Annotated in this window: 24 protein-coding genes; 15 read left to right on the forward strand and 9 right to left on the reverse strand. The window is 75.1% G+C overall.

Annotation, left to right across the window (positions count from 1 at the left end):
• The first annotated feature begins 43 nt into the window (after positions 1 to 43).
• Positions 44 to 376 (forward strand): hypothetical protein, encoded by a 333-nt coding sequence (locus tag A4R25_RS04815; protein ID WP_064445753.1) that lies wholly within the window; start codon positions 44 to 46, stop codon positions 374 to 376.
• Between the two features lie 9 nt (positions 377 to 385).
• Here A4R25_RS04815 and A4R25_RS04820 read toward each other — a convergent pair whose 3' ends face one another.
• Together A4R25_RS04820 and A4R25_RS04825 are read right to left on the reverse strand one after the other, a co-directional pair.
• Positions 386 to 748, reverse strand: coding sequence for a CrcB family protein (locus A4R25_RS04820; protein WP_043323585.1), 363 nt, complete (start codon positions 746 to 748; stop codon positions 386 to 388).
• A gap of 22 nt (positions 749 to 770) precedes the next feature.
• On the reverse strand, positions 771 to 1,241 hold the full coding sequence (locus A4R25_RS04825; RefSeq protein ID WP_043330057.1) for a CrcB family protein: 471 nt from the start codon (positions 1,239 to 1,241) through the stop codon (positions 771 to 773).
• A 223-nt stretch (positions 1,242 to 1,464) separates the two neighbouring features.
• Between A4R25_RS04825 and paaK the strand changes: the two genes are divergently transcribed.
• Together paaK and paaI are read left to right on the forward strand one after the other, a co-directional pair.
• Positions 1,465 to 2,772 carry a phenylacetate--CoA ligase PaaK gene (gene paaK / locus A4R25_RS04830; protein ID WP_064446473.1) on the forward strand — a complete coding sequence of 436 codons (1,308 nt, stop codon included), beginning with the start codon at positions 1,465 to 1,467 and terminating at the stop codon, positions 2,770 to 2,772.
• A gap of 1 nt (position 2,773) precedes the next feature.
• Positions 2,774 to 3,181 (forward strand): hydroxyphenylacetyl-CoA thioesterase PaaI, encoded by a 408-nt coding sequence (paaI, locus tag A4R25_RS04835; protein ID WP_043323587.1) that lies wholly within the window; start codon positions 2,774 to 2,776, stop codon positions 3,179 to 3,181.
• Positions 3,182 to 3,257: 76 nt separating this feature from the next.
• On the opposite strand, the gene A4R25_RS04840 is transcribed toward paaI, so the two are convergent.
• The gene (locus tag A4R25_RS04840; RefSeq protein ID WP_064445754.1) at positions 3,258 to 5,423 is read right to left on the reverse strand and encodes an adenylate/guanylate cyclase domain-containing protein; all 2,166 of its coding nucleotides are present in this window, start codon (positions 5,421 to 5,423) and stop codon (positions 3,258 to 3,260) included.
• Positions 5,424 to 5,612: 189 nt separating this feature from the next.
• Between A4R25_RS04840 and A4R25_RS04845 the strand changes: the two genes are divergently transcribed.
• From A4R25_RS04845 to A4R25_RS04860, 4 genes are all read left to right on the forward strand, one after another.
• Positions 5,613 to 8,549: a LuxR family transcriptional regulator gene (locus tag A4R25_RS04845; RefSeq protein WP_064445755.1), complete on the forward strand. Its 2,937-nt coding sequence runs from the start codon at positions 5,613 to 5,615 to the stop codon at positions 8,547 to 8,549.
• Between the two features lie 112 nt (positions 8,550 to 8,661).
• The gene (locus A4R25_RS04850) at positions 8,662 to 9,432 is read left to right on the forward strand and encodes a DUF5995 family protein (protein WP_043323591.1); all 771 of its coding nucleotides are present in this window, start codon (positions 8,662 to 8,664) and stop codon (positions 9,430 to 9,432) included.
• A gap of 97 nt (positions 9,433 to 9,529) precedes the next feature.
• On the forward strand, positions 9,530 to 9,940 hold the full coding sequence (locus A4R25_RS04855; protein ID WP_043323592.1) for a hypothetical protein: 411 nt from the start codon (positions 9,530 to 9,532) through the stop codon (positions 9,938 to 9,940).
• A gap of 65 nt (positions 9,941 to 10,005) precedes the next feature.
• On the forward strand, positions 10,006 to 12,102 hold the full coding sequence (locus A4R25_RS04860) for an amino acid transporter (protein ID WP_043323594.1): 2,097 nt from the start codon (positions 10,006 to 10,008) through the stop codon (positions 12,100 to 12,102).
• A 9-nt stretch (positions 12,103 to 12,111) separates the two neighbouring features.
• On the opposite strand, the gene A4R25_RS04865 is transcribed toward A4R25_RS04860, so the two are convergent.
• The 6 genes from A4R25_RS04865 to A4R25_RS04890 form a co-directional block, all read right to left on the reverse strand.
• Positions 12,112 to 13,074 carry a TIGR03557 family F420-dependent LLM class oxidoreductase gene (locus tag A4R25_RS04865; protein ID WP_064445756.1) on the reverse strand — a complete coding sequence of 321 codons (963 nt, stop codon included), beginning with the start codon at positions 13,072 to 13,074 and terminating at the stop codon, positions 12,112 to 12,114.
• A gap of 168 nt (positions 13,075 to 13,242) precedes the next feature.
• Positions 13,243 to 13,449, reverse strand: coding sequence for a hypothetical protein (locus tag A4R25_RS04870; protein WP_030504423.1), 207 nt, complete (start codon positions 13,447 to 13,449; stop codon positions 13,243 to 13,245).
• Positions 13,450 to 13,570: 121 nt separating this feature from the next.
• On the reverse strand, positions 13,571 to 14,770 hold the full coding sequence (locus tag A4R25_RS04875; RefSeq protein WP_064445757.1) for a low temperature requirement protein A: 1,200 nt from the start codon (positions 14,768 to 14,770) through the stop codon (positions 13,571 to 13,573).
• Positions 14,771 to 14,990: 220 nt separating this feature from the next.
• Positions 14,991 to 15,962: a helix-hairpin-helix domain-containing protein gene (locus tag A4R25_RS04880; protein WP_064445758.1), complete on the reverse strand. Its 972-nt coding sequence runs from the start codon at positions 15,960 to 15,962 to the stop codon at positions 14,991 to 14,993.
• 243 nt (positions 15,963 to 16,205) lie between these two features.
• Positions 16,206 to 16,553 carry a TcmI family type II polyketide cyclase gene (locus A4R25_RS04885; protein ID WP_030504426.1) on the reverse strand — a complete coding sequence of 116 codons (348 nt, stop codon included), beginning with the start codon at positions 16,551 to 16,553 and terminating at the stop codon, positions 16,206 to 16,208.
• Positions 16,554 to 16,616: 63 nt separating this feature from the next.
• On the reverse strand, positions 16,617 to 17,417 hold the full coding sequence (locus A4R25_RS04890; protein ID WP_113972844.1) for a BTAD domain-containing putative transcriptional regulator: 801 nt from the start codon (positions 17,415 to 17,417) through the stop codon (positions 16,617 to 16,619).
• A 429-nt stretch (positions 17,418 to 17,846) separates the two neighbouring features.
• On the opposite strand from A4R25_RS04890, the gene A4R25_RS04895 reads away from it, so the two are divergent.
• The 8 genes from A4R25_RS04895 to A4R25_RS04930 are packed head-to-tail and all read left to right on the forward strand — an operon-like array spanning position 17,847 to position 25,570.
• A complete protein-coding gene (locus A4R25_RS04895) occupies positions 17,847 to 18,200 on the forward strand; it encodes a TcmI family type II polyketide cyclase (protein ID WP_043323608.1) in 354 nt (117 codons plus the stop codon).
• Positions 18,197 to 19,921: an acetyl-CoA carboxylase carboxyltransferase subunit alpha gene (locus A4R25_RS04900; protein ID WP_064445759.1), complete on the forward strand. Its 1,725-nt coding sequence runs from the start codon at positions 18,197 to 18,199 to the stop codon at positions 19,919 to 19,921. Before A4R25_RS04895 ends, A4R25_RS04900 begins: the two co-directional genes overlap by 4 nt.
• The gene (gene accB, locus A4R25_RS04905) at positions 19,921 to 20,400 is read left to right on the forward strand and encodes an acetyl-CoA carboxylase biotin carboxyl carrier protein (protein WP_064445760.1); all 480 of its coding nucleotides are present in this window, start codon (positions 19,921 to 19,923) and stop codon (positions 20,398 to 20,400) included. The genes A4R25_RS04900 and accB overlap by 1 nt, the downstream gene beginning before the upstream one ends.
• Positions 20,400 to 21,947 (forward strand): acetyl/propionyl/methylcrotonyl-CoA carboxylase subunit alpha, encoded by a 1,548-nt coding sequence (locus tag A4R25_RS04910; RefSeq protein WP_064445761.1) that lies wholly within the window; start codon positions 20,400 to 20,402, stop codon positions 21,945 to 21,947. Before accB ends, A4R25_RS04910 begins: the two co-directional genes overlap by 1 nt.
• Positions 21,944 to 22,651: an SRPBCC family protein gene (locus A4R25_RS04915; RefSeq protein ID WP_064445762.1), complete on the forward strand. Its 708-nt coding sequence runs from the start codon at positions 21,944 to 21,946 to the stop codon at positions 22,649 to 22,651. Before A4R25_RS04910 ends, A4R25_RS04915 begins: the two co-directional genes overlap by 4 nt.
• Positions 22,648 to 23,058, forward strand: a complete 411-nt coding sequence (locus A4R25_RS04920; RefSeq protein WP_018784080.1) for a cupin domain-containing protein — start codon at positions 22,648 to 22,650, stop codon at positions 23,056 to 23,058. Before A4R25_RS04915 ends, A4R25_RS04920 begins: the two co-directional genes overlap by 4 nt.
• Positions 23,055 to 24,326: a beta-ketoacyl synthase gene (locus tag A4R25_RS04925; protein WP_064445763.1), complete on the forward strand. Its 1,272-nt coding sequence runs from the start codon at positions 23,055 to 23,057 to the stop codon at positions 24,324 to 24,326. Before A4R25_RS04920 ends, A4R25_RS04925 begins: the two co-directional genes overlap by 4 nt.
• Entirely contained in the window at positions 24,323 to 25,570 is a 1,248-nt protein-coding gene (locus A4R25_RS04930) for a beta-ketoacyl synthase N-terminal-like domain-containing protein (RefSeq protein WP_064445764.1), read from the forward strand. The genes A4R25_RS04925 and A4R25_RS04930 overlap by 4 nt, the downstream gene beginning before the upstream one ends.
• Positions 25,571 to 25,612 lie beyond the last annotated feature (42 nt).

The raw sequence follows: 25,612 nt of genomic DNA on the forward strand, positions 1-25,612 counted from the left end.
CGGCGTGCTGCACTGGAGCGAACGCCGAGGAGAGGAGGCGGGCATGGGCTGGTTCAGCCGCCGGGCCGCCGACCCGACGACGCCCACGAAGCTCGACCGCGAGGCGACCAAGGAGGACCTGGCGCAGCTGGAGGCGTTCGTCACCAGCCGGCGCGGGGGCGAGTTCTACCTGGAACCGGAGACCACCGCCACCGACACCACAGTCGTCGCCATCGCGCACGACGGTGAGTGGATCCGCCGCCGTACCGGCTCGCCCCGCGCCGCCGGCAAGATCGCCCAGAAGCACGCGGTGCCGCTGTACGAGGCGGCCCGCACCGGCTACCCGGAGCGGATGCGGGCGTGGAACCGGGCCCACCCGGAACGCCGGGCCCGCTGACCGGCGCGGTCAGCCGGTCAGCGCGGTGACGAGGGCGTAGCCCAGGAACGCCGCGCCCAGGCCCGCGGCCACGCTGAGCGCCGCATTCGCGTACGCGAGGCGGCGCTTCCCGGTGCGGGCCAGGCGCAGCGTCTCGTAGCTCAGCGTCGACCAGGTGGTCAGCGCGCCGCAGAAACCGGTGCCGACCAGCGCGGTCACCGCCGGGTCGACGGGCGCCGCGAGCAGGCCGCCGAGCAGCAGCGACCCGGCCACGTTCACGGTGAGCGTGCCCCACGGGAACGGTGAGCCGTGCCGGGCCTGCACCGCCCGGTCGGTCAGGTAGCGCAGCGGCGCGCCGAGCGCGGCGCCGAGCGCGATCAGCAGGACGGTCATCGGCCCGCCACCGTCTGGGCGGTCACGGGGCCCGCCCGTGCCGGGCGGCCAGCAGGCGCGCTGTCACCGCGTCCCCGGCCGCGACCGCGGCCAGCGCGCCGAGCACCGTGGCGGCCAGGTAGACGCCCGCCGTCGCCGCCGCGCCGTCGGTCAGCAGCCGCTGCGCGTCGACCGCGTACGCGGAGAACGTGGTGAACCCGCCGAGCACGCCGACGCCGAGGAACGGCCGGGTCAGCGGGTGGGCCGGGCGGGCGGCGAGCATCGCCGTCAGCGCACCGATCAGCAGGCAGCCGGTGACGTTGACGGCGAACGTGGCCCACGGAAACTCGCCGGGCCGGTGCGGCACCGCCGCCTGCGCGCCCGCCCGCGCGAGCGCGCCGAACACGCCACCGGCGGCGATCACGCCGAGCACGGCCGCCGGGTGCGCGGACAGTTCCGACCGGTCCGCCGGTACGCGCAGGTCGACGTCCGGATCAACACGCGGATCCGACACCACACCTCCCACCGCCCCCGCGAGCATAACCCCGCCGCCCGCCCGCGCCCCCGCTCTCGGTGATCTTGCGGTTCCAGCCCCGGCATTGCGCGTAAAGCGGACACCCGAGGGGCGGCAAGTGCAAGATCACGGGGGCGGGGGGTGGGGGAGGGATGAGGGGCGTACGGTGGGCGGCAGCGCCCGGCGCGGCGGTGCCCGGGGCCCGTCGCGCCAGGAGGAAGCCGTGCAGGACCGCACCCCTCGTCCGGACGAGCTGGATCCCGTCGAGCGGATCGGCGTCGACGAGCTGCGCGCCCTGCAGCTGGACCGGCTGCGCCACTCGCTGCGGCACGCGTACGACAACGTGCCGCACTACCGCCGCGCGTTCGACGACGCCGGCGCGCACCCGGGCGACCTGCGCGAGTTGACCGACCTGGCCCGCTTCCCGTTCACCACGAAGGCGGAGCTGCGGGAGAACTACCCGTTCGGCATGTTCGCGGTGCCCCGCGAGCGGATCGCCCGGCTGCACGCGTCCTCCGGCACCACCGGACGCCCGACTGTGGTCGGCTACACCCGCGCCGACCTGGACACCTGGGCGAAGCTGATGGCCCGCTCGATCCGGGCCGCCGGTGGCCGCCGCGGTGACCGGGTGCACGTCGCGTACGGCTACGGGCTGTTCACCGGCGGCCTCGGCGCGCACTACGGCGCCGAGGAGCTGGGCTGCACCGTCGTCCCGGTCTCCGGTGGCATGACCGAGCGCCAGGTCATGCTGATCCGCGACCTGGAACCGGAGGTCATCATGGTGACCCCGAGTTACATGCTCGCCATCGTGGACGAGATGGAACGCCAGGGCGTCGACCCGCGCGCCACCTCGCTGCGGGTGGGCGTCTTCGGCGCCGAGCCGTGGACCGAGGACATGCGCCGTGAGCTGGAGCAGCGCCTGGACATGCACGCGCTGGACATCTACGGCCTGTCCGAGGTGATGGGCCCGGGGGTGGCGGTCGAGTGCGTGGAGACCAAGGACGGCCTGCACCTGTGGGAGGACCACTTCTACCCGGAGATCATCGACCCGGTGACCGGGGAGGTGCTGCCCGACGGACAGCGGGGCGAGCTGGTGCTGACCTCGCTGACCAAGGAGGCCATGCCGGTGGTCCGCTACCGCACCCGGGACCTGACCCGGCTGCTGCCCGGCACAGCCCGCCCGATGCGGCGGATCGAGAAGATCACCGGACGGACCGACGACATGATGATCGTCCGGGGGGTGAACGTCTTCCCGACGCAGATCGAGGAGCTGATCCTGCGTACCCCGGCCCTGTCGCCGCACTTCCAGTGCGTGCTCGACCGGCGGGGGCGGATGGACACGCTCGCCGTCCACGTGGAGCGGCGCGCGGACGCCGCCGCCGACGAGGCCGAACGGGCCGGCGCGGCCCTGGCCGAGCAGGTCAAGAACACCATCGGCGTCTCCGTCGCGGTGCGGGTGATCGAACCGGACGGGGTGGAACGGTCGATGGGCAAGATGCGCCGCATCGTCGACCAGCGGCGGGAGCGCTGACATGGCGGACGACGGCGGCCGCACCGCGGCGCACGACATGTTCGACGCCGACGTGGCGTCCAAGGGGCTCGGCATCGAACTCGTCTCGGCCGGTGACGGCGCGGCCGTGGCGCGGATGCGGGTCACCCCGGCGATGCTCAACGGGCACGCGATCGGGCACGGCGGCTTCGTGTTCCTGCTCGCCGACACCGCGTTCGCGCTGGCCTGCAACAGCCACGGCCCGGCCACCGTCGCGGCCGGCGGCGAGATCAGCTTCCTGCGACCGGTACGCGAGGGCGACGTGCTGGAGGCGTACGCCACCGAGCGGGTCCGGCAGGGCCGCAGCGGCATCTACGACGTCACGGTGCGGCGCGGCGACGAGGTGGTGGCGGAGTTCCGGGGACGCAGCCGCACCATCGCCCGCGGCTGACGGCCACCGCTCGACCCGCCCGACGAGCCGCCCGGGCCGGAGTGGCCCCGTGCCCGCTCCGACCCGGACGTCGCCGTCATGCGGCGAGCCCAGTCGCGTACCCGCCGGGCTCGGCTCTTCGCCGCGCGCGGCCCGCCCTCTCAGGCCGCGCCGCGGCTCCGGGTAACGGGACGGTCCGCCACCCGGGCCACGCCGCGAGATCGCCGGCCGTCGCCGGTCCGGCCCAGGACGGCCCGGGCACCGCCCGGAGCACGCCGCTCCGATCCGGCGGGCCGGGCGCCGGTCGGGCCCCTCCACCCGACCGGCGCGACCGTCCCGCCCCGAGCGGGCAGAGTTCCCGCTCGTCGGGGTCCCGCGCGGGGACACCGGCTCCCGCTCCCGGCGCGAAGCCGGCAGCGGTGTCCTCCGGGACGCGGGCCGGATGCCGACCCGCGCCCACTCCGGCCGTCCGGGCGGCGGCGCGTCCGCCACCGGCCACGCCCGGCGGTACGGCCGCGCCGACGGTCCGGACACCGGCCCGGGCGGCGACGCGCTCGCCGTCCGCCATTGCGCCGATGTCGCCGACTCCGGACGCGGCGCGAAGACGGCGGGCGAAATCCGCTCGCACGGCCCGGGAGAGCCGGTGCGCGGCCACCCGCGCCACCAGCGGCTCGACCGTCCACCCGCCCGGCGCGACGGGCCGCAGCAGTCCGGCCGCGGCCAGGGCGCGCAGCGCCGGCGTGGCCCGGCCGGCGGGCCAGCCGAGCATCGCCTCCACCGTCGCGGCGGCGACCGGGCCGCCGCGGGCGGCGGCGGCCATCAGCACCGCCCGGTGCGTGCCGTCCAGCCGGTCCAGCCGGGCGTCCACCAGCCGCCGCGCGGCCGAGGGCACACCGGCCGGCTCGTCCGCCGGGTCGGTCAGGGCGTACGCGGTCGCGACGGCCGGATTGCCGCCGGCCAGGGGGAGCAGCCGCGCGGCGAGCGCGGCCGGCCGGCCGGTGTGGCCGAGCAGGTGCCGCAGCAGCCGTCCGGTCTCCAGCGGACTCAGCGGGCGCAGCGGGATCCGCCGGGTCCCCGGGGCGGGCAGCGGGTCGGCCGACCCGGAGCCGTACGTGGTGACCACCGCGAGCGGCAGCCCGCGGTCGCTCGCCGCGACGTGGAGCTGGCGCAGGAACCGGCGCAGCGCCGGCGCGGCCCGGTCCAGGTCGTCGACGGCCACCACCACGGGCGCGTCGGCGGCCAGGCCGAGCAGCGCCTCCCGGCAGGCCACCACGGCCCGCGCCGCCGTGGTGTCGTCGTGCGGCGCGGCCAGGAACGCGGCCAGCGCCCCGCCGCCCGGACCGTCGACGGCCACGCCCGGCAGTGGGCGCGGCGCCTCGGCCCGGGTGCGGAGCAGGTCGGCCAGGGGCGCCAGCTCGCCGGCCGGGTACGGCGGGCAGTACGCCACCCGCCGGAGTACCGGGACACCGTCCACCTGGGACACCGCGCGGATCACCTCGTGCAGCAGCCGGCTGCGGCCGCTGCCGGGCGGCCCGACCAGCGAGATCCACCGGGGACGTCGCTGCCGGAGCGCGGCGGTCACCTCCTCGGCCGCGGTGGCCAGCTCACGCCGTCGCCCGACCAGCGGGGCGCGATGCCGCGCCGGCCGGCGCCCGGCGGTCCCGGTCACCCGCCACACGTCCAGCGGCAGCGACTTGCCGGCGAGCGTCATGGTGGCCAGTGGACGCTGCTCGACCAGGCCGGCCACCGCGTCGCGGGTGACCGGGCAGACCACCACGCCACCGGGCGGCGCGTGCTCCTGGAGCCGGGCCGCGGTGGTGATGACCGCGCCGCTCGCCGCGCCGTGGCCGCCGTCGCGGGCGCCGGCCAGGTCGAGCAGCACCTCGCCGGTCGCCACGCCGACCCGCACGCGCAGCCGGACGCCGCCCGGCCGCCGCCGGTCCAGCGCGGCCTGGATGTCCAGCCCGGCCCGCACCGCCCGGTACGCGTCGAAGCCGTCCGAAGTGGACGCGCCGAACAGCGCCATCACCGCGTCGCCGACGTACTTCTCCACCACGCCCCGCCAGCGGCGCAGCACCGACGCGACGGTGCCGAAGTAGGCGCGTTGCAAGGCCCGCAGGTCCTCCGGGTCGAGCCGCTCGACCAGGCGGGTCGAGCCGACGATGTCGACGAAGAGGACGGTCACCGTGCGGCGTTCCTCCGGCACCGGCGGGCAGGCCGCGACGACGGCTTCCCGACTTACCACGGGCGTGGTGATCAACATCGCACCCACCCTTTCCCTGGTCCGGTGCCTGACGACCTCCGAAGACTTTCACCACCGGGTTCTCGGGGGATCGGTAGGACGACGTATGTCGGCCACCCGCAACCATTAGTCGTGTAGTCGACGCGAGGAGTACGAGTCCGACCCCGAGGCCGTAGAACGGTGCGGGGCCCTGTGACTAGGCTGCGTCCCATGGCCAGCGAAGTGGACACCGCACCGCTCGTCGGCCGCACCGGCACCATGGCGACGCTGCGGTCGGCGCTCTACGACGACCTGCGGCCCGGGCAGACCGGGGCGGTGTTCCTCACCGGTGAGAGCGGAGTGGGCAAGACCCGCCTGCTGAGCGAGGTCGGTGACCAGCTGCGGCAGGCCGGGGCCCTGGTGCTGACCGGCGCCTGCCTGGACATCGGCGACGCCTCGCCGCTGCACCCGGTACGCCAGGCGTTGCGCCGGCTCGACGCCGAGCAGGGCGAGGCGCGTACCGCGTCGGCGATCCGCGGGCTGTTGCAGGTCTTCGACGAGGAGACGCCCGGCCCGGACGGCGCCGGGGCGCTGCTGGAGCGCGTCGCCCAGGGCCTGCACCTGGTGGCCGGCGGGCGGCCGCTGGTGCTCGTCCTCGACGATCTGCAGTGGGTCGACCGCAGCACCCGGCAGCTCCTGCTCTACCTGCTCGCCGGTCTGGGCGACCTGCAGCTCTCCGTGCTGGCCGCGATCCGGGCCGAGTCGCTGCGCGGCGCGCACCCGCTGCGCCGGGTCCTCACCGAACTGCGCCGGCTGCGCTCGGTGCAGGTGGTCGATCTGCTGCCGCTGGACCGGGCCGCCACCGACGAGCTGGCCGCCGCCGTGGTCGGGGCGCCGCTGCCGCCGGAGGCCGCCGACCAGCTCTGGCGGCGCAGCGGCGGTAACCCGTTCGTGGCCGAGGAACTGGCCCGCGACCGGCGCGACGGCCGCGACGGCATCTCCGACACCGTGCGCGAGGTGTTCCTGGACCGGGTCGACGCGCTGCCGCAGCCCGCGCACGCCGTGGTGCACGCGGTGGCAGTGGGCGTCGAACCGGTCGAGCACTGGCTGCTGGCCCAGGTGGTCCGGCTGCCCGAGGAGGAGCTGCTCGACGCGGTCCGCGAGGCGGTGGCGCACCGCCTGCTGGTCGGCGCCGACGACGGCTACCGGCTGCGCCATCGGCTGGTCGCCGAGGTGCTGGCGAGCGAGCTGCTGCCGGCCGAGCGGGCCGCGCTGCACCGCCGCTTCGCCGAGGCGCTCACCGCCGCCCCGGGCGAGCTGCACCAGGCGCGGCTGGCCCACCACTGGCGGCACGCCGGTGAGCCGGCCCGGGCGCTGCCCGCCGCGATGGCCGCCGCCCGCGAGGCGGAGCGGCTGCACGGGTACGCCGAGGCGCACCGCCACTGGTCGGCCGCGCTGACGCTCGCCACCGAGCCGCCTGCGGTGCTGCCCGACGGCGGCCGGCCCGAGCCGGTCGAGGTGGACCGGGCCGAGCTGCTCAGCCACGCCGCCGAGGCCGCGCACCACAGCGGGGAACACGCCCGCGCCCTGACCCTGCTGGAGGAGCTGGCCGCCGAGGAGTCCGGGCCGCCGGTCTGCGCGCTGCACATCCGCCGCGCCCGCTACCTGGCCGCGGCGGGCCGGTCCGCGCCGGCCGAGGAGGAGTACCGGCGGGTGCTGGCCTCGCCCGACTGCACGCCGCACGAGCGCTGCACGGCCGCGGCCCGGCTGGCCGAGCTGCTGCTGCACCTGGGCCGCTACGCCGAGGCCGGTGAGCAGGCCCGGGAGGCGCTCGCGCTCGCCGCCGACGTGCCGGGCTCCACCTCCGAGGTGGTGATGGCCAGCGCCGCGCTCGGGTTCAGCGAGGCGTTCCTGGAGGATCCGGCCGCCGGGCTGGCGGTCATGCGCCGCGCTCTGGACACCGCCGAGCGCTCCGGCGGCCCGGAGGACGTGGCGTGCGCGTACCTGCACCTGGCCGACCTGATGACCGGGCCGCTGAACATCCTCGAGGAGGGTGTGGTGGTGGCCCGCCGTGGCGCCGAGCGGGTCGCCGAGCTGGGGCTGGGCCGCACCTGGGAGACCCGGCTGCTGGCGGTGGCGACGAACGGGCTGTTCCGGGTGGGGCAGTGGGCCGAGGCGGAGAAGGTCGTCGCCGCCGCGCTGCGGCACCGCCCCTCCGGCGCCGACGCGGTCGAGCTGCTGCTGGCCCGGTGCCGGCTCTCCGTCGGGTACGGCGACGTCGAGGCGTCCGACCGTGACCTGGAGGCGGTCGCCACCATGCTGGCCGGCGGCGGCGCCCGGCACGTGCTGCCGATGCTCATCCTGCGCGCCGGCCTGTCCATGTGGCAGGGCCGGCACGACCTGGCCCGGCAGGCGGTGCAGCGGGGCCTGACCGAGAGCCGGTCCGACGACGTGATCGTGCTGGCCACGCTGGCCTGGCACGGGCTGCGCGCGGAGGCGGAGGCCGCGGCCGGCCGCACCATCGAGCCGGATCCGAACGCGGTACGCCGGCTGCGCGAGGCGGTCGACCGGGTGACCCGCAAGAGCGCCCGGGCGGGCGCGCCGGTGCGGTACGTCGCCGACGGGTTCCTGGCGCTCTGCGACGCCGAGCTGAGCCGGCTCGACGACGGCCGTGGCGACCCCGCGCTGTGGGAGCGTTCGGCGCTCGAGTGGGACCGGCGCAACCACCCCTATCCGGCGGCGTACTCCCGGTTGCGGCAGGCCGAGGCGCTGCTGGGACGGCGCAGCCGGGTGGCCACCGCGGGCAAGCTGCTGCGCCAGGCGTACGAGATGGCCCAGTCGCTCGGCGCGGTGCCGCTGACCGCGGAGATCCGTACCATCGCCTCGCGGGCCCGGGTGACCGTGGACGCCGCGCCCGGCCCCGCGCCGGTGCCCCGGCCACGGGCGGCGCCGGCCGGGCCCGCGGTGGACGAGCTGGCCACGCTCACCGCGCGGGAGCGGGAGGTGCTCGCGGCGGTCGCCGAGGGGCTGACCAACCGGGAGATCGGCCAGCGGCTGTTCATCAGTGAGCGGACCATCGGCGTCCACGTCTCGCACATCTTCGACAAGCTGCAGGTCCGCACGCGGGTGCAGGCCAGCGCGATCTTCCTGCGCAGCCGTCCGGGATAGACGTACGTCGGTAATACGTCGTTCTACCGATCCGGCGCGCGGGCGCCGGCTGGCACGCTGTGCGCCGGAGCGCCGGTGGCGTCGTGGGGGCGCCGACCATCGTGGAGGAGAAATGACCGAACCGGTCTGGGGTCCTGTGCACCAGGACATCGTCGGGTTGCTCGCCGATCACCCGGCCGACGTGCCGGCGGTCGTGGACCATCTCACCAAGCTGCAGGATCTGCTGGTCCGGCTCCCCCCGCTGGAGGAGAGCTGCCCGCTCGCCGACTTCAACAAGCTCTACCTGGTCATCACCAGCACCGTGCTCGACGGCCTGTACGACGACCGGTTCCGTGACCCGGCGTTCCTGGCCCGCCTGGACGTGGAGTTCGCGGCCCGGTACTTCGACGCGCTGCGGTTCTGGACCGACTCCAGCCCGAGCACGCCGAAGGCGTGGGCGTGCCTGTTCAAGCGGATGCGCGGCCCGGACGCCCGGCCGCTGCCCTCGGCCGCCGCGGGCGTCAACGCGCACATCAACTACGACCTGCCGTTCGCCCTGGTGACGACGTTCGACAGCCTGGACTCCGAGCCGATCGACGGCAGCGACCAGCACCGCGACTACCTGGAGATCAACAACATCTTCGCCGAGCGGATCCCGCAGCTGCGCCGGGGCTACCTGGACAACTGGCAGCTCATGATCGACATGGTGAACGGTGACATCGACGACTGGTACCAGGGCGAACTGGTGGAGTACACCCGGAACGTGGCCTGGCGCAACGCGCAGAAGATCTGGCGCTGCCGCCACGACCCGGAGGCCCGCGAGTGTGAGCGGACGCGGCTGGACGACAACGCCGCGCTGCTCGGCCGGCTGCTGCTGTCGCCCCTCGGGGCGTTCCTGCAGTAGCCGGGACGGGGGGGTTCCCGCGTCCCGCCGTCCGGGCGCGGGACGCGGGAACGCCGCCGGCGGGTGTCGGCCCCGCCGGACCGGGTACGTCGCCGCCGTGCCGCGAGACGAACCGACCCGCCGTTTCCCGTTCCGCTTCGACCCGGTCTTCCGGCTGCCCCTGGCGCTGCTCGGGGTACGTCCCGCCACGGCCTGGGTCGACTGGGGCCCGGACGGTCTGCTCGTCCGGTTCGGCCCCTGGCTGCTGCGCACCACCAGGGACAACGTCACCGGCGCCGAGCTGAGCGGGCCGTACCGCTGGTGGCGGGCGATCGGCCCGCACCTGTCGCTGGCCGACGGCGGGGTGACCTTCGGCGCCGGCCTGGCCGCCGGGGTCTGCCTGCGCTTCGCCGAGCCGGTGCCGGCACTGGCGCCCGGTCCGTGGCTGCGGCACCCGGCGGTCACCGTCACCGTGGCCGACCCGGCCGCGCTGCGCGACGCGGTGACCGCCGCCGCAGCGGATCTTTGACCGGTTCGGCCGGGCCGCGACCGGGACAACCCCTACCGTCTTTGCCAGGGGACGAAGGGGAACAGATGGGGCAGGCGGGGGACGCGGAACAGCCCAGGCGTACGCGGGAGCGGCGCCGGGAGGCGCACGCCGCCGCGGCCGCCCGGGCCGGCCGGCACGGCGACCACGCCGAGCGGTCCGGTCGTCCCGTGCCGGAGCTGCCGGAACGGGTGGCCGCCCCGGCCCGGCCGGCCCCGCCGCCCGGCCGGCTGCACCGGTGGCTGTTCGCCCACCGCGTCGAACCGGTCGGCCCGGAGGTACGGGAGCACCAGACCCGGTCGCACCCGTGGTGGCAGGTGATGTGCCTGACCGGCGTCGACTACTTCTCCACGCTGTCCTACCTGCCGGGCATCGCGGTCGTGGCGGCCGGCGCGCTCAGTCCGCTGGCCACCCTGCTGATCGTGGCGCTGACCCTGCTCGGGATGCTGCCGATGTACCGCCGCGTGGCCCGGGAGAGCCCGCACGGGCAGGGCTCGGTGGCGATGCTGGAGCGGCTGCTGCCGTTCTGGCGCGGCAAGGTCTTCGTGCTGGTGCTGCTGGGCTTCGTCGCCACCTCGTGGATCATCACGATCACGCTCTCCGCCGCCGACGCCAGCGTGCACCTGCTGGAGAACCCGGCCCTGCCCGCCGCGTTCCCGCACGGCCGGACAGCGGCGGTGCTGGTCACCGTGGCGCTGCTGCTCGTGCTCGGCGGCGTGTTCCTGCTCGGGTTCAGCGAGGCGGTGCAGGTGGCCATCCCGCTGGTGGCGGTGTTCCTGGCGCTGAACGCGGTGGTGGTGGTCGCCGGCGTGGCCGAGCTGGCCGCCGACCCGGCGCCGCTGGCCGACTGGACCGGCCGGCTGGCCGACGCCGGCGGACCCGGGGACGTCCTGGCCACCAGCGCGCTCGCGTTCCCGCTGCTGGTGCTCGGCCTGTCCGGCTTCGAGACCGGGGTGAGCATGATGCCGCTGGTGCGCGGCCGCGGCGCCGATCCGGAGCAGCGGCTGGCCGCCCGCATCCGCAACACCCGCCGGCTGCTCACCGCCGCCGCGCTGATCATGTCGGTCTACCTGATCGCCACCACGTTCGTGACCACCGTGCTGATCCCGCCCGAGGCGTTCGCGCCCGGCGGGCCGGCCAACGGCCGGGCGCTCGCGTTCCTCGCCCACGAGCATCTCGGCCAGGCGTTCGGCACCGTCTACGACATCAGCAGCATCCTCATCCTCTGGTTCGCCGGCGCCTCGGCGATGGCCGGGCTGATCAACATCGTGCCGCGCTACCTGCCGTCGTACGGCATGGCGCCGGAGTGGGGCCGCGCGGTCCGCCCGGTGGTGCTGGTCTACACCGCGATCAGCGTCGCCATCACCATCGCGTTCGCCGCCGACGTCAACGCCCAGGCCGGCGCGTACGCCACCGGCATCCTGGCGATGATGGTCTCCGGCGCGATAGCGGTGACCATCGCGGCGCTGCGGGCCGGCAGCCGCGCGGCCGGCGCCGGGTTCGCGCTGCTCACCGCCGTGCTGCTGTACGCGCTGGCGGAGAACGTGGTGGCCAAGCCGGACGGCATCACCATCTCCGGGTTCTTCATCGCCGGGATCGTCGCGGTGTCGCTGATCTCCCGCGTCACCCGGACCACCGAGTTGCGCGCCGAGCGGATCGAGTTCGACGAGGCGGCCCGCCGGTTCGTCGACGAGTCGGTGGCCCGGGACGGGCGGCTGCACCTGATCGCCAACAAGCGGCAGCGCGGGTCGGTCAAGGAGTACCGGGTCAAGGAGCGGGCGCAACGGTCGATGAACCCGGTGCCCGGCGCCGCCGACGTGCTCTTCCTGGAGATCGACGTGAGCGACCCGTCGCAGTTCAGCCAGGTGCTGCGGGTGCACGGGGTGGAGGCCGGCGGCTACCGGATCCTGCGGGCCAGCAGCCCGGCCGCGCCGAACGCGATAGCCGCGATCCTGCTGGCGCTGCGCGACGCCACCGGGGTACGCCCGCACTGCCACTTCGAGTGGTCGGAGGGGAACCCGATCGCGCACCTGCTGCGCTACCTCATCCTCGGCCGGGGCGACACGCCGCCGGTGGTGCGGGAGATCATCCGCAAGTCCGAGCCGGATCCCACCCGCCGTCCCGGCATCCACGTCGGCGGCTGACCCGCCGGGCTACGACCCGAGGGCCCGTACCCGGGCCAGCAGGTCGCGGGCGCAGAAGTCGAGGAAGCCGTCCGGGTCCGGGCCGGCGTTCTGCAGCACGATGTGGTCGAAGCCGGCCTCGACGTACGCGCGCGCCTTCTCCACGTGCGGCCCGGCGTCCGGGCCGACGGAGAACTGGCTGCGGATGTGGTGGTCCTCGACCCAGGTGGTGGCGGCGTCGAAGTTCACCGGGTTCGGCAGCTCGCTCATCACCTTCCAGCCGGTGACCGCCCAGCGGCTGGTCTCCTTCGCCGCGCGTACCGCCGACTCCTCGTCGGTGGCCCAGGCCATCGGCACCTCGGCGTAGCGGGGGCCCCGGCCGCCGGCGTTGCGGTACTGGTCGACGATGGACGCCTTCGGCTCGGTGGCGAACAGGCCCGTGCCCAGCTCGGCGGCCAGGCCGGCGGACTCGCGGCCGCTGGCCGCCACGGCGATCACCGGTAGATCGTCGGGCAGGTCCCAGATCCGCGCGTCCTCCAGCTTCAGGTGCCGGCCCTCGTAGGACCGGTAGCCGCCCTGCCAGAGCAACCGGATGATCTCCAGCGCCTCGCGCAGCCGCTCGTGCCGCCCCCGTACGCTGGGGAACCCCTGCCCGACGACGTGCTCGTTGAGCCGCTCGCCGGCGCCGACGCCGAGCGTGAACCGCCCGTCGGAGATCAGCGCCATGGTCGCCGCGGCCTGCGCGACGATCGCCGGGTGGTAGCGGACGGTGGGGCAGGTGACGCCGGTGGCGAGGCAGAGCGTGCTGGTACGGGCGGCGATCGCGCCGAGCGCGCTCCACGTGAAGCAGGAATGCCCCTGCGACTCCAGCCAGGGGTGGTAGTGGTCGCTCATCTCGACGAAGTCGAAGCCGACCTCCTCGGCCCGGATCGCCTGCCGGATGAGTTCCCGGGGCCCGAACGCCTCCGAGGCGAGCTTGTAGCCGATCCGCATGCCCGGTTCTCCGTTTCCGTCGTCGGCGAACCGCTGCCGTTCCCGCCCCTCCGCCGGGCAAACCCCGGCCACACCCAGCCTCCTAGGACGCCTTAGGGGTGGTGGCGTGCCGCCCCCGGGGCACGGAACGGCCCGCGCTCGCCGGGCGGGCGCGGGCCGGGAGGTGATCTACTTCGAGGGCTCGGGCAGCTTGCAGTCCACCTTCGGGTTGGCGCCGATGTAGTTCAGCGGGCCGGCCACGATGGTGACCAGGATCGTGCCCGCCTCCGCGCAGTTCGTCTCGTCGTTGCCGTAGTAGCCGCGCTGACCGGCGGCGATGGCACCGATGATGAGCCAGATGACGACCAGGACGCCGAATATCGAGGTGCCGCGCATCAGTTGCCTCCACTGGGGTTGTGGTGGATTCGAGGTGGAGGCCATGTACCCCGGGCGGGTGATCCGCCAAACGGCGCGCTGGTGCCCGGCGCGGCCGATTCCGATTACCGGCGGCGCCCGCTCAATGCGGCGGCATCGGCTCCTCCGGCGGGCGGCCCCGGCTGCGGCGGTAGTCGGCGGACGCCACCCCGGCCAGCACCAGCATCGCCCCGGCCGAGGCGTAGACCGGCGCGAGGAACAACCCGGCCGGCGCTATCGTGAGCAGCGCCAGCACCCCGCCCGGCCGGGACGACGACACCCGGCTGAACACCTCGTACTCGAAGGCGGCCCGCCCGGTCAGGAACAGCGCCGGCCCGCCGAGGATCACCGCCAGCCAGGCCGGTGGCGTGTGCCCGGTCGGCTCCAGCAGCACCAGGTCGAAGCCCGCCGCGGTGGTCACCACGCCCGCCACCATCATCAGATGCGTGTACGGCGCGGTGTTGAGGAACCGGCTCGGCTGGGCGGCCCGGGCGATGGCGTGCGGCAGCAGCTCACCGGACTTGTGCACGTAGATGCGCCAGAGCAGCAGCGTGGTGGCGAACGCAACGGTGAAGGCGGCCAGGTTCTCCACCTCGGAGTGGTGCAGGCTGAACACGGTGCCGGCGACCAGCACGGCGTCGCCGAGCGCGATGATGAAGAACTGTTGGTACCGCTCGGACAGGTGCTCGGCGGTCACGTTGCGCTGGGAGTCCGGCACCGCGCCCAGGACCGGCACCGGGTACGCCAGCCGGAATCCGAGGTAGTCGATGGCCAGGGCGCCGAACCAGAGCAAAAGCCGTGCGGTGCCGTGCGCGGCCAGCGCGCCGACCAGCCAGGGCACCGCCGACACGGCGAACCAGACGAAGATGCGCAGGGCCCGCTGGTTGCTCTGCGGGTGCCGCCGTACGGCGGGCATGAGGAACAGGCCGCGTCCGAGATGGATCGCCACGTACGTGCCGGCGAACACCAGCCCTCGGGAGCTGAACGCCTCCGGGATGGCGGTGGTCATCAGCAGCGCGCCGAACATCACCGCCACGATCAGCAGCTTGATCTCGGTGCGCTGCGGATCGTAGATGTCGGTGACCAGCGTGGTGATCGCCCAGGTCCACCAGATCGCCATCAGCATGACCAGGGACTCGGCGGCCCGCTCCCAGGTCACCGACCCGACCAGGTGACGTGAGATCAACGCGAGCGCGGCCACGTAGACCAGGTCGAAGAAGAGTTCGAGCAGCGTCACCCGGCGCGGCGCCTCCGGATCGCGGACCGGCGGTCGCCGGCCGGGCTCCGGCGCTGCGGTGGGCACGACATGCTCCTGCGGGTGGCGGTTCGTGCGGCGGGCCGTGAGGGCCCCTCACCGACCGTAGCGATGCCTGTCCGCAAGCGGTCAGTTTTCCGACATACCGGTCCGGGTGGGGGTTGATGGTCGCGCGGTGATGTCACCACTTCGGGGTTCTGGTGGGGCGGGAAACGCGCCGGGCCGGTGGCGACGATCGTCACCACCGGCCCGGAACACGGAGGAGCGTCTACTCGGCACCGGCCGGGAGCACCCGATCGGCCTCAGCGCCGGCACCCGCCAGCACCTTCGCCTGCTGCGGCCAGGTGGCCAGACCCGGCGCGGAGCGCAGGCCGGCGGCCTTCACCGTCTGCCGCAGTGCAGCCTCGTCCAGCTCGGCGAGCTGCCGGTAGGTGCGGATCCCGGCGTCCTGCAGGGCGGCGGCCAGCTTCGGCCCGATGCCCTGGATTCGCCGGAAGTCGTCCGACGCGTCGGTGTCCGCCGCGGCCGGGACATTCTCGACCGAAGTACGCGGCGCGGGCACGGCGACCGGCTCGATGGCCTCGACCGGCGCGGCCTCGGTGGCCGGCGCGTCGACGGCCGTGCCGACCGCGGGCTGCTTCTCCGTGGCGGGCTTGTCCTCGGCGAGGGTTGCCGAAGCCGCCACCGGCTCGGCGTCAACGATTGCCGGAACCGTCACCGAGTCGGAGTCAACGATGGCCGGAGCCGGCTCGGCGTCGGCCGCGGGCGCGGCAACCGGCCCGGCGTCGGCCGAGGGCGACACCGGCTCGGCGGCGACGGGCTCGGACTCGACCCGCTCGGAGGCAACGGGTGCGGAAACGACGGGCTCGGAAGCGACGGGCTCGGCGGTGGCCGGCTCAGACCCGACCGGCTCGGCGGTGGCTGGCTCAGACACGACCGGGTCGGAGGCGGCGGGCGAGGACTCGGCCGGCTCGTCGGCGGTGCGGGCGGCGGTGGCTACGGCCGGCTCGGCGGTCGCGGACTCGGTGGGGGCGGGCTCGGTCACGGTGGCGGTCGCCGGCGGCTCGTCGACCACGGCGACCGGACGCGGCTCGTCGACGGTGGCGGTCACCGCGGGGGCGCCCTCCACCGTGGGCGTCGCCGGGGCGCCGGGCCGGCGGCCGAAGAGCACCCAGCCGGCGACCAGTCCGATGAGCAGGGCCAGGATCACGAACAGCCACTGCCCGAAGCTCGACGGCATGGCCAACCTCCTTCTATGTACGTGCACGACGGTGGCGAAAGACTCGGGGCAGCTTCGCACACGCGCGCCGACGACGACAGGCAGGCTGGTGCCGGGCCGCGACTGCGGGACGGGTGGTGTCCGCCGGTGGCCGGCGAGTGACCGAGCGTGCGTCGGGAATCGAATGGTGCACGGCCGGGAGGCGCCCCGGAACCTGGGTGCCGTGCGTGGTTCCGGGGCGCCCCGTCCGTCGCCCGTGTCCGGTCAGCGGATCCGGTCGGGCGCAGGGGTGCCGGCGGCGGTCCAGCTGTAGAAGCAGCCGGCCACCGCGTCCCGGGGCGAGTCCCAGGTCGGCAGGTACGGCGAGGTGTGCGCGGACAGCCGCTTGTTCACCTGCTCGTAGAGCGGGTGGTCGCGTAGTTCCGCGGTCAGGTCGGGCGCCACGTCGACGGTCTCCATCAGATGGACGCACAGGTCGTGCAGGTAGTACAGGGACCGGTGCCGCACGCCGGTGAGGTGGGGCAGTTCCGTCGCGTCGGACTCGGCGAAGATCTGCGCCACCCGTCCCTGTGCGCCCGGCACGATCCGGCTGACCACCAACAGTCGACTCATCGTGTGACCCCCTCTGCCGCGCGGTGCTGGGCTCACCGTGCCGGTCGCGCTGTCACCTCGCCGTCACCGCGTACCCCGGGGGATTGATGGCGGTGCCGCCTTGGCGGCCCGGTCCGTGCGGCGCGGCGGCGGCGGTTCCGGGCGGCTGGCCCGCCGGATCGGCGCGAGCGTGTCGTCCAGCAGCGCGGTCATGGCCGGGGACGGTTCCAGGCGCAGTTCGCGCAGGAGCAGGTCACGGTAGACGTAGAAGGAGTGGACCGCCTCGAACGCGTTGCCCTCGGCCAGGTGGATGCGGACCACCAGGCGGTGCGGGGTCTCCCGCAGCGGTTCGGCGGCCATCGCCTCCAGCGCGGCCTCGAGCGCCTCGCCGTGCCGGCCGGCGGTGAGGTGGTTGCCGGCGAGTTCCTCCAGCATGTGCAGGCGCAGCTGGCGCAGCCGTTCGCGTTCCAGCAGCACCCAGTCGTCGTACCAGCCGGGGAGCAGGTCGTGGCGTCCGGCGCCGGCGGCGCCGCGGGGGACTGCGCCTTCGCGTACCCGGGTGGCCGTCTCCACCAGGTCGTCCACGTCGAGGCGGACGGTCGGTCCGAGGCGGACGGTGTCGCCGTCGGTGCGCAGCGGGCAGCACGGGTCCTGCCGCAGCCGCCACAGCGCGGTCCGCAGCGACGACAGCGCTCGCTCCTCGGGGGTCTCGGGCCAGAGCAGACCGGCGAGGTGGCTGCGGGTGGCGGCCGGGCGCAGGCCGATCAGGGCGATGACGCGCTGCAGCCCCCGGGGTACGACCACCGGAGTGTCGTCGTGCAGCAACTGGAAACCGCCGAGCAGGTGCAGTGCCACCCGTGGGGCGGGTTCGCCCGCCGTCGGCATCCTCGATCCACCCGACACGGCGCACCCCCCAGCACCGGAACCCTCGTCCCGACCGTCGTCTCCCGGCCCGTCGCCCGCGACGCCGGTGTCGGAACGCCTCCACCACGGTCCGGAACCTCCACCGTGGCCGGGCTGACCGAGACGGAGAATATCAATGCCTGTTACTCTCAGTCAACGGTCGGTCGGCCACCTGACCGTCCGGCGCGGACCTGTAACACGCCTGTGATCTGCGAAAAAGTGTCGCCGCCCGGAATCCGGAAGGTGATCTTCCCATAGCTCACGCACAGCTCCCGTCAACGCAGCGTCACCATGTTTGTGGCGCGATGGGGTGCGGTTGACGCCCGGTAGACGGCCCTGGCGGCACCGTGTGGCAATCCGTGCGGCGCGACCGGTTCGCCGCGCACCGGGACGTACGCAGGGAGGCCGCGAATGGACCGTTCGCTCATCGTCGCCAAGGTGGTGCCCACGGCCGAGGACCGGGTGGCCGAGATCTTCGCCGAGTCCGACGCGACCGAGCTGCCCGGCCTGGTCGGTGTCCGGCACCGCTCGCTGTACCGGCTGCACGATCTCTACGTCCATCTGCTGGAGACGGAGACGCCGGCGCAGGGCGCGGTGGAGGACAACCGCGGGCACCCGGAGTTCATCCGGATCAGCGAGCGGCTGCGGCCGTACATCTCGCCGTACCTGCCGACCTGGCGCTCGCCCCGCGACGCGATGGCGCACTGCTTCTACCGGTACGACGCCCCGGCCCACCTGCACGACGCCGCCGGGCGGCTTCAGTGACCACCACCGCGCCGCGCGACGAGCAGCTGTGGTCCCGGTGCGACGGCTGCGCGTCGCTGCTCTACCGCAAGCGGCTGCGCCGCAACCTGGACGTGTGCCCGGAGTGCGGCTCGCACGCCCGGCTCGACGCGCCGGACCGGGTGGCGCAGCTCGCCGACCCGGACTCGTTCACGCCGCTGCCGGACCGGGCGGTACGCGTCGACCCGATCGAGTTCGTCGACGCGCTGCCGTACCCGCACCGGCTCGGCGCGGCCCGCGCGGCGACCGGCCTGGACGAGGCGGTGCTCTGCGGCACCGCCCGGGTGGGCGGGCACCCGGTGGCGCTGGCGGTGATGGACTTCCGCTTCCTCGGCGGCAGCCTCGGCTGCGCGGTCGGTGAGCTGATCACCCGGACCGCCGAGCGGGCCCTGGCCGACGACGTCCCGCTGGTGCTGGTGACCGCGTCCGGCGGCGCGCGGATGCAGGAGGGCGCGCTGTCGCTGATGCAGATGGCCACCGTCAGCCAGGCCCTCGCGGGGATGCGCGAGGCGGGTCTGCTGACGGTCAGCGTGGTCACCGATCCCACGTACGGCGGGGTGGCCGCCTCCTTCGCCACAAACACCGACCTGGTGCTCGCCGAGAGCGGCGCCCGGCTGGGCTTCGCCGGCCCCCGGGTGATCCGCCAGGTCACCGGCGCCACGCTGCCGGAGGGCTTCCAGACCGCCGAGTACCTGCTGCGCCACGGCCAGGTGGACATGGTGGTGCCCCGGCACGCGCTGCGCGGCCGGCTCGCCGCGTTGCTCGCCGCCGCCCACTCCGGCCGCCGCGCGCCGGCAGGTGCGCCCGCGCCGCGCCCGGCGCCGGCCGTGAGCACCGTGGCCGCCGCGCCGGACCGCGACCCGTGGGAGACGGTACGCACGGCGCGGCACCCGGGCCGCCCGACCACGCTGGACTATCTGGAGACCGCGTTCGACGGGTTCGTGGAGCTGCACGGGGACCGGCTCGGCGCGGACTGCCCGGCCGTCGTCGGCGGCATCGCCCGTCTCGACGGCCGGCCGGTGATGGTGATCGGCCACCAGAAGGGGCACACCACCGCCGAGCTGGTGACCCGCAACTTCGGCATGGCCAGCCCGGCCGGTCACCGCAAGGCGCTGCGGTTGATGCGTCTCGCGGCGCGGCTGCGGCTGCCGGTGGTGACGCTGGTGGACACGCCCGGCGCGGATCCGGGGGTGACCGCCGAGCAGCAGGGCCAGGCGGCGGCGATCGCGGAGAACATCCTCGCGCTCACCGTGCTGCCCACGCCGGTGGTGGCGGTGGTCACCGGCGAGGGCGGCAGCGGCGGCGCGCTCGCGCTCGCGGTCGCCGACCGGGTGCTCATGCTGGAACACGCGGTCTACTCGGTGATCAGCCCCGAGGGCTGCGCCGCGATCCTCTGGCCGGACAGCTCGGCGGCGCCGCAGGCGGCCCGCGCGTTACGGCTCACCGGCGCCGACCTGTGTCGCCTCGGCGTGGTCGACGAGCTGGTGCCGGAGCCGCGGCCGGCCGCGCACGCCGACCCGGCCGGCGCGGCCGAGCTGCTGCGCCGGGCGGTCGCGGCGAACCTCGCCCCGTTGCTCACCGTGCCTCCCGCCACGCTGGTCCGCCGACGGCGTCAGCGGTTCCGCCGCTTCGGGGCGGCCCGCTCGGCCACCGCCGGTCCCGCCGCGACGGCGCGCGCCGCCGAGCGGCCGGAGGTGGCGTGATGGCCGACGTGGAGTCCGAGCAGGTGCTCGACGGGCTGCGCCGGCAGGCCCGCAAGCTCGTCGCGGACCTGGCCGGGCCGGTGCGCCGGGTGCGGCTGCGCAGCGGCGAGTCGGTGCTGGAGGTCGAGTGGCACGACCCGGCGGCGCCGGCGCCGCGCGCCGGGACCGAACCGGTGGCCGCGCGCATCGAGGATCCCGCCCGGCAGACGGCGCCGCCGGTCGACCGGCCGGCCGTGCGCTCGCCGGTGGTGGGCACGTTCTACCGGGCTCCCGAGCCCGGGGCGATGCCGTTCGTCGCGGTCGGCGACGTGGTCCGGCCGGGCCAGGTGGTCGGCATCGTCGAGGCCATGAAGCTGATGAACGAGGTGACCGCCGGCCAGGCCGGACGGGTGGTCGAGGTGCTTGTCGACGACGGCAAGCCCGTCGAGTACGACCAGCCGCTGATCGCCCTGGAACCGGTCACCGGACAGGACGGCTGATGTTCGACAAGGTGCTGATCGCCAACCGGGGCGAGATCGCGCTGCGGGTGCTGCGCGCCTGCCGGGAGCTGGGTGTGCGCACCGTGGTGGTGCACTCCAGCGCCGACGCCGACTCGCTGCCGGTGCGGCTGGCCGACGAGGCGGTCCGGATCGGCCCCGCGGCCAGCCGGCGCAGCTACCTCAACGCGGCGGCGATCGTGGAGGCGGCCCGGCAGACCGGCGCGCAGGCGGTCCACCCCGGGTACGGCTTCCTGTCCGAGGACGCCGACTTCGCCGAGATCTGCGCGGAGAACGGGTTGGTCTTCGTCGGCCCGCCGCCGCAGGTGATGGCCGCGCTCGCGGACAAGTCGACGGCGCGGGCGCTGATGAGCGCCGCCGGGCTGCCGCTGCCGCCGGGCAGCGTCCGGACACTGCCCACCGTCGCCGAGGCGCAGGAGGTGGCCGCCGACGTGGGCTACCCGGTGATCGTGAAGGCCGCTGCGGGCGGGGGCGGGCGCGGCATGACTGTGGTGCGCTCGGCGGCCGAGCTGCCCCGCGCGTACGCCCGCACCCGCGCCGCCGCGCAGGTCGCGTTCGGCGACGACCGGGTGTACGTCGAGCGGTACCTCGCCGACGCCCGCCACGTCGAGGTTCAGGTGCTCTGCGACGGCCAGGGCAACGGCGTGCACCTGGGCACCCGGGACTGCTCGGTGCAGCGCCGGCACCAGAAGCTGATCGAGGAGGCGCCCGCGCCCGCGCTGCGGCAGGCCACCCTGGACACCGTCGCCGAGGTGGCGCTGCGCGGCGCGCTGTCGGTCGGCTTCACCGGGGCCGGCACCGTGGAGTTCCTGGTGGACGAGGCGGAACGCTGCCACTTCCTGGAGATCAACTGCCGGATCCAGGTGGAACACCCGGTCACCGAGATGGTCACCGGCGTGGACCTGGTGCAGGAGCAGCTGCACATCGCGTACGGCACCCCGCTGCGCCTGCGTCAGTCCGACGTCCGGCTGACCGGCGTGGCGATCGAGTGCCGGGTCAACGTGGAGGACCCGGACCGCGACTTCGCGCCCGCGCCCGGCCGGCTGGACCGGTTCCGGCCGCCCGGCGGCCCGTTCACCCGGGTCGACACCCACGGGCACACCGGCTACCTGGTCAGCCCGCACTACGACTCGCTGCTGGCGAAGGTGGCGGTCTGGGCGCCGGACCGGGACGCCGCGCTGGACCGGCTCGACCGGGCGCTGGCCGAGTTCGACGTGGCCGGTCCGGGTGTGCGTACCACGATTCCGTTCGCCCGGCGGGTGCTGCGCGACCCCGCGTTCCGGGCCGCCCGGCACACCACCGCCCTGGTGGAACGCCTGCTCACCCCGCCCGCCGTGGCCACCGACGGGCCCGTCGGGAGCGCCGACAGCGCCCCGGCCGGCGAGCGGGCCGACGGCGCCCACGCCGGCGCCGTCGTACCGCGGCTGCGGTCGGCGGTGCCCGACCCGCGCGCCGAGGCCGACCCGGCCGGCCGTACCCCCGTTCGCGCCGTGCCCGCCGCCGGCCCGACCACCTGGAGGAACCGATGACAGTCGCCCCCGACCGCCCGCTCGCCCGCGAGATCACCGACATCCTGGTCACGCACTGCGGCCTGGACCCGGACGCCGCCGCCAGCACGCCCGCCGCGAGCCTGGAGGAGCTGGGCATGGACTCGCTGGCGCTGCTCGAACTGTCCGCGGTGGTGGCCGACCGGTGGCGGGTGAAGATCCCGGAACAGGCCGGGCAGCTCAGCATCGCCGGCGTCGCCGACCTGGTCGCCCGCAAGGCCGATCCGCCCGGGCACACCGAGAACGCGGTGGAGATCGACGCGCCGCTGCCGCTGGTCTGGGAGATCACCAACGACGTGGCCCGGTGGCCCGAGCTGTTCACCGAGTACGCGGTCGCCGAGATCCTGCACCGCGACGGCGACACGGTCCGCTTCCGGCTCACCATGCACCCCGACGAGAACGGCGTGGCGTGGAGCTGGGTCAGCGAACGCACCGCCGACCCGGCCACCCGCGAGGTGCACGCCCGGCGCGTCGAGACCGGGCCGTTCGAGTACATGCGCATCCACTGGCGGTACGAGGAGATCCCCGGCGGCACCCGGATGACGTGGACGCAGGACTTCGCGATGAAGCCCGACGCGCCGGTCGACAACGCCGGCATGACCAACCGGATCAACACCAACAGCGCGATCCAGCTCGCCGTGATCAAGGAAAAGATCGAGCGGGCGTACGCGGGAGGCACCCGATGACCGACACCACCACCGCCCGGGTCTCCGTCCACGACGTGCCGGCCGACCGCCGTCGCGGCGGGGAGCTGCGGGTCCTGCTCGGCCCGAAGACGGTCGGCAGCACCTCCGGATTCATGGGCGTGGCCACGCTCGCGCCGGGGGAGCGGATCGCCGAGCACTACCACCCGTACAGCGAGGAGTTCCTCTACGTCGCCCGCGGCGCGATCACCGTCGACCTGGACGACGTGCCGGTGCCGGTGGCCGCCGGGGAGGCGCTCTACGTGCCGAAGGACGTGCGGCACCGGCTGCGCAACACCGGCGACGAGCCCGCCGAGGTGGTGTTCCATCTCGGACCGCTCGCCCCCCGCCCGGAACTCGGCCACGTCGACACCGAGAGCGCGGCCCCGCCGCCACGGGAGCCGTCGTGACCGGCCGGCGCACCGTGGTCACCGGCGTGGGCGTCGTCGCGCCCGGCGGCGCCACCCGGGACCGGTTCTGGAAGACGATCACCGAGGGCCGCACCGCGACCCGGCGGATCAGCTTCTTCGACCCGTCGCCGTTCCGGTCGCAGATCGCCGCCGAGTGCGACTTCGACCCGGACGCCGCCGGGATCACGCTCGCCGAGCGGCAGCGCGCCGACAGGTACGTGCAGTTCGCGCTCGCCTGCTCCGCCGAGGCGCTCGCGGACAGCGGTCTCGTCCTCACCGACGCGGAGCGCGAACGCGCCGGGGTGGTGCTCGGCACCGCCGTCGGCGGGACCATGGCGCTGGAGCAGGAGTACGTGCGGGTCAGCGACTCCGGCCGGCACTGGCTGGTCGACCACGCGCTCGGCGGGCCGTACCTCTATCAGGCGCTGGTGCCCAGCAGCCTGGCCGCCGACGTGGCGTGCCGGCACGGCCTGCACGGCCCCGCGCAGGTCGTCTCCACCGGCTGCACCTCCGGCATCGACGCGATCGGGTACGCCCACCAGCTCGTCGCGGACGGCGAGGCCGACGTGGTGCTGGCCGGGGCGGCCGACTCGCCGATCTCCCCGGTCACCGTCGCCTCGTTCGACGCGATCGGCGCGACCAGCCCGGACAACGACGACCCGGAGCACGCCTCCCGGCCGTTCGACGCCGACCGGCACGGGTTCGTCCTCGCCGAGGGCGCCGCCGTGCTGGTGCTGGAGGAGGCCGAGCACGCCCGACGCCGGGGCGCGCACGTCTACTGCGAGGTCGCCGGGTACGCCAGCCGCAGCAACGGCTTCCACATGACCGGGCTGCGCCCGGACGGCGCGGAGATGGCGGTGGCCATCAGCGACGCGCTGCGGCAGGCCCGGCTCGCCCCGTCGGCCGTGTCGTACGTCAGCGCGCACGGCTCCGGCACCCGGCAGAACGACAGGCACGAGACCGCAGCGTTCAAACGGGCGCTGGGGGAGACCGCGTACCGGGTGCCGATCAGCTCGATCAAGTCGATGGTCGGCCACTCGCTCGGCGCCATCGGCTCGATCGAGATGGCCGCCTGCGCGCTGGCCATCGAGTACGGCGTGGTCCCGCCCACGGCGAACTGGACCACCCGCGACCCGGAGTGCGACCTGGACTACGTGCCGAACGAGGCGCGGGAGGTGCCGGTGGACGTGGCGCTGTCGGTGGGCAGCGGGTTCGGCGGCTTCCAGTCCGCGATGGTGTTCCGCCGGCTGGCGGCGGTGCCGACATGACCGCGCGGGCCGTGGTGACGGGCATCGGTGTGGTCGCGCCCAGCGGGATCGGCGCCGAGGCGCACTGGAACACCGTGCTGGCCGGCACCCGGCGCATCGGGCCGATCACGCTGTTCGACCCGGAGCGCTACCCGACCCGGGTGGCCGGGGAGGTGTCCGACTTCGACCCGGCCGGGTTCAGCGACACCCGGCAGCGGGTGCAGACCGACAGGTGGACCCACCTCGGCTTCGCCGCGACCAGGCTGGCGCTGGCCGACGCCGGGCTGCCCGAGGTGTCGCCCGACCCGTACCAGTGGGCGGTCACGCTCGCCAGTTCCTCCGGCGGCAACCTGTTCGGCCAGCGGGAGCTGCAGCGGCTGTGGGGCGGGCCGACCCGCACCGTCGGGGCGTACCAGTCGATCGCCTGGTTCTACGCGGCCAGTGTGGGCCAGCTGTCGATCCGCCACCAGTTCAAGGGGCCGTCCGGGGTGACCGTGTCCGAGTCGGCCGGCGGGCTGGACAGCCTCGCGCACGCGGTGCGCACCGTCCGCCGGGGCACGCCGGTGGTGATCGCCGGGGCCACCGAGTGCCCGCTGAGCCCGTACGCGCTCGCCTGCCAGCTGCGCTCCGGCCTGCTCAGCGACGTGTCCGACCCGCAGGCCGCGTACCGGCCGTTCGACGTCGCGGCAAGCGGCTACGTGCCGGCCGAGGGCGGCGCGGTCTTCGTGGTCGAGGAGCTGGGACACGCGCTGGCCCGGGGCGCCCGCGTCTACGGGGAGATCACCGGCTGGGCCGCCACCCACGACGCCGCGCCCACCGACCCGGCCACCGGCCCCGACCCGGCGCACTACGCCCGGGCGCTGCGGCTGGCGCTGGAACGCGCCGGGGTACGCCCGCACGACGTGGACGTGGTCTGGCCGGACGCGCTCGGGGTGCCCGCGTACGACCGGGCCGAGGCGACCGCGTTGCGTGCCGTCTTCGGCGACCGGACCCCGCCGGTGACCACCCAGAAGCCGCTGACCGGCCGGGCGCACCAGGGTGGGTCCGCGCTGGACGCGGCCACCGCGCTGCTGGCGTTCCGCCGCGGGATGCTGCCCGTCTCGGCCGGCCCGGACGAGCCCGCGCCCGGCTGCGAGCTGACGTTCCTGCGGCAGCCCCGCCCGCCGCGCAGCCGGATCGCGCTGGTCGGCGCGCGCGGCTTCGACGGGTTCAACAGCGCGCTGGTGCTGCGCGGCGCCGCGCCCCCACCGGCGGGCGAGCGCTGAGCGGGGCCACCCGGGAGCGTCGTCGCCCGCCGTCCGCGCGGG

The organism is Micromonospora sp. NBRC 110037 (assembly GCF_001652995.1).
GTDB classification, from domain to species: domain Bacteria; phylum Actinomycetota; class Actinomycetes; order Mycobacteriales; family Micromonosporaceae; genus Micromonospora; species Micromonospora chalcea.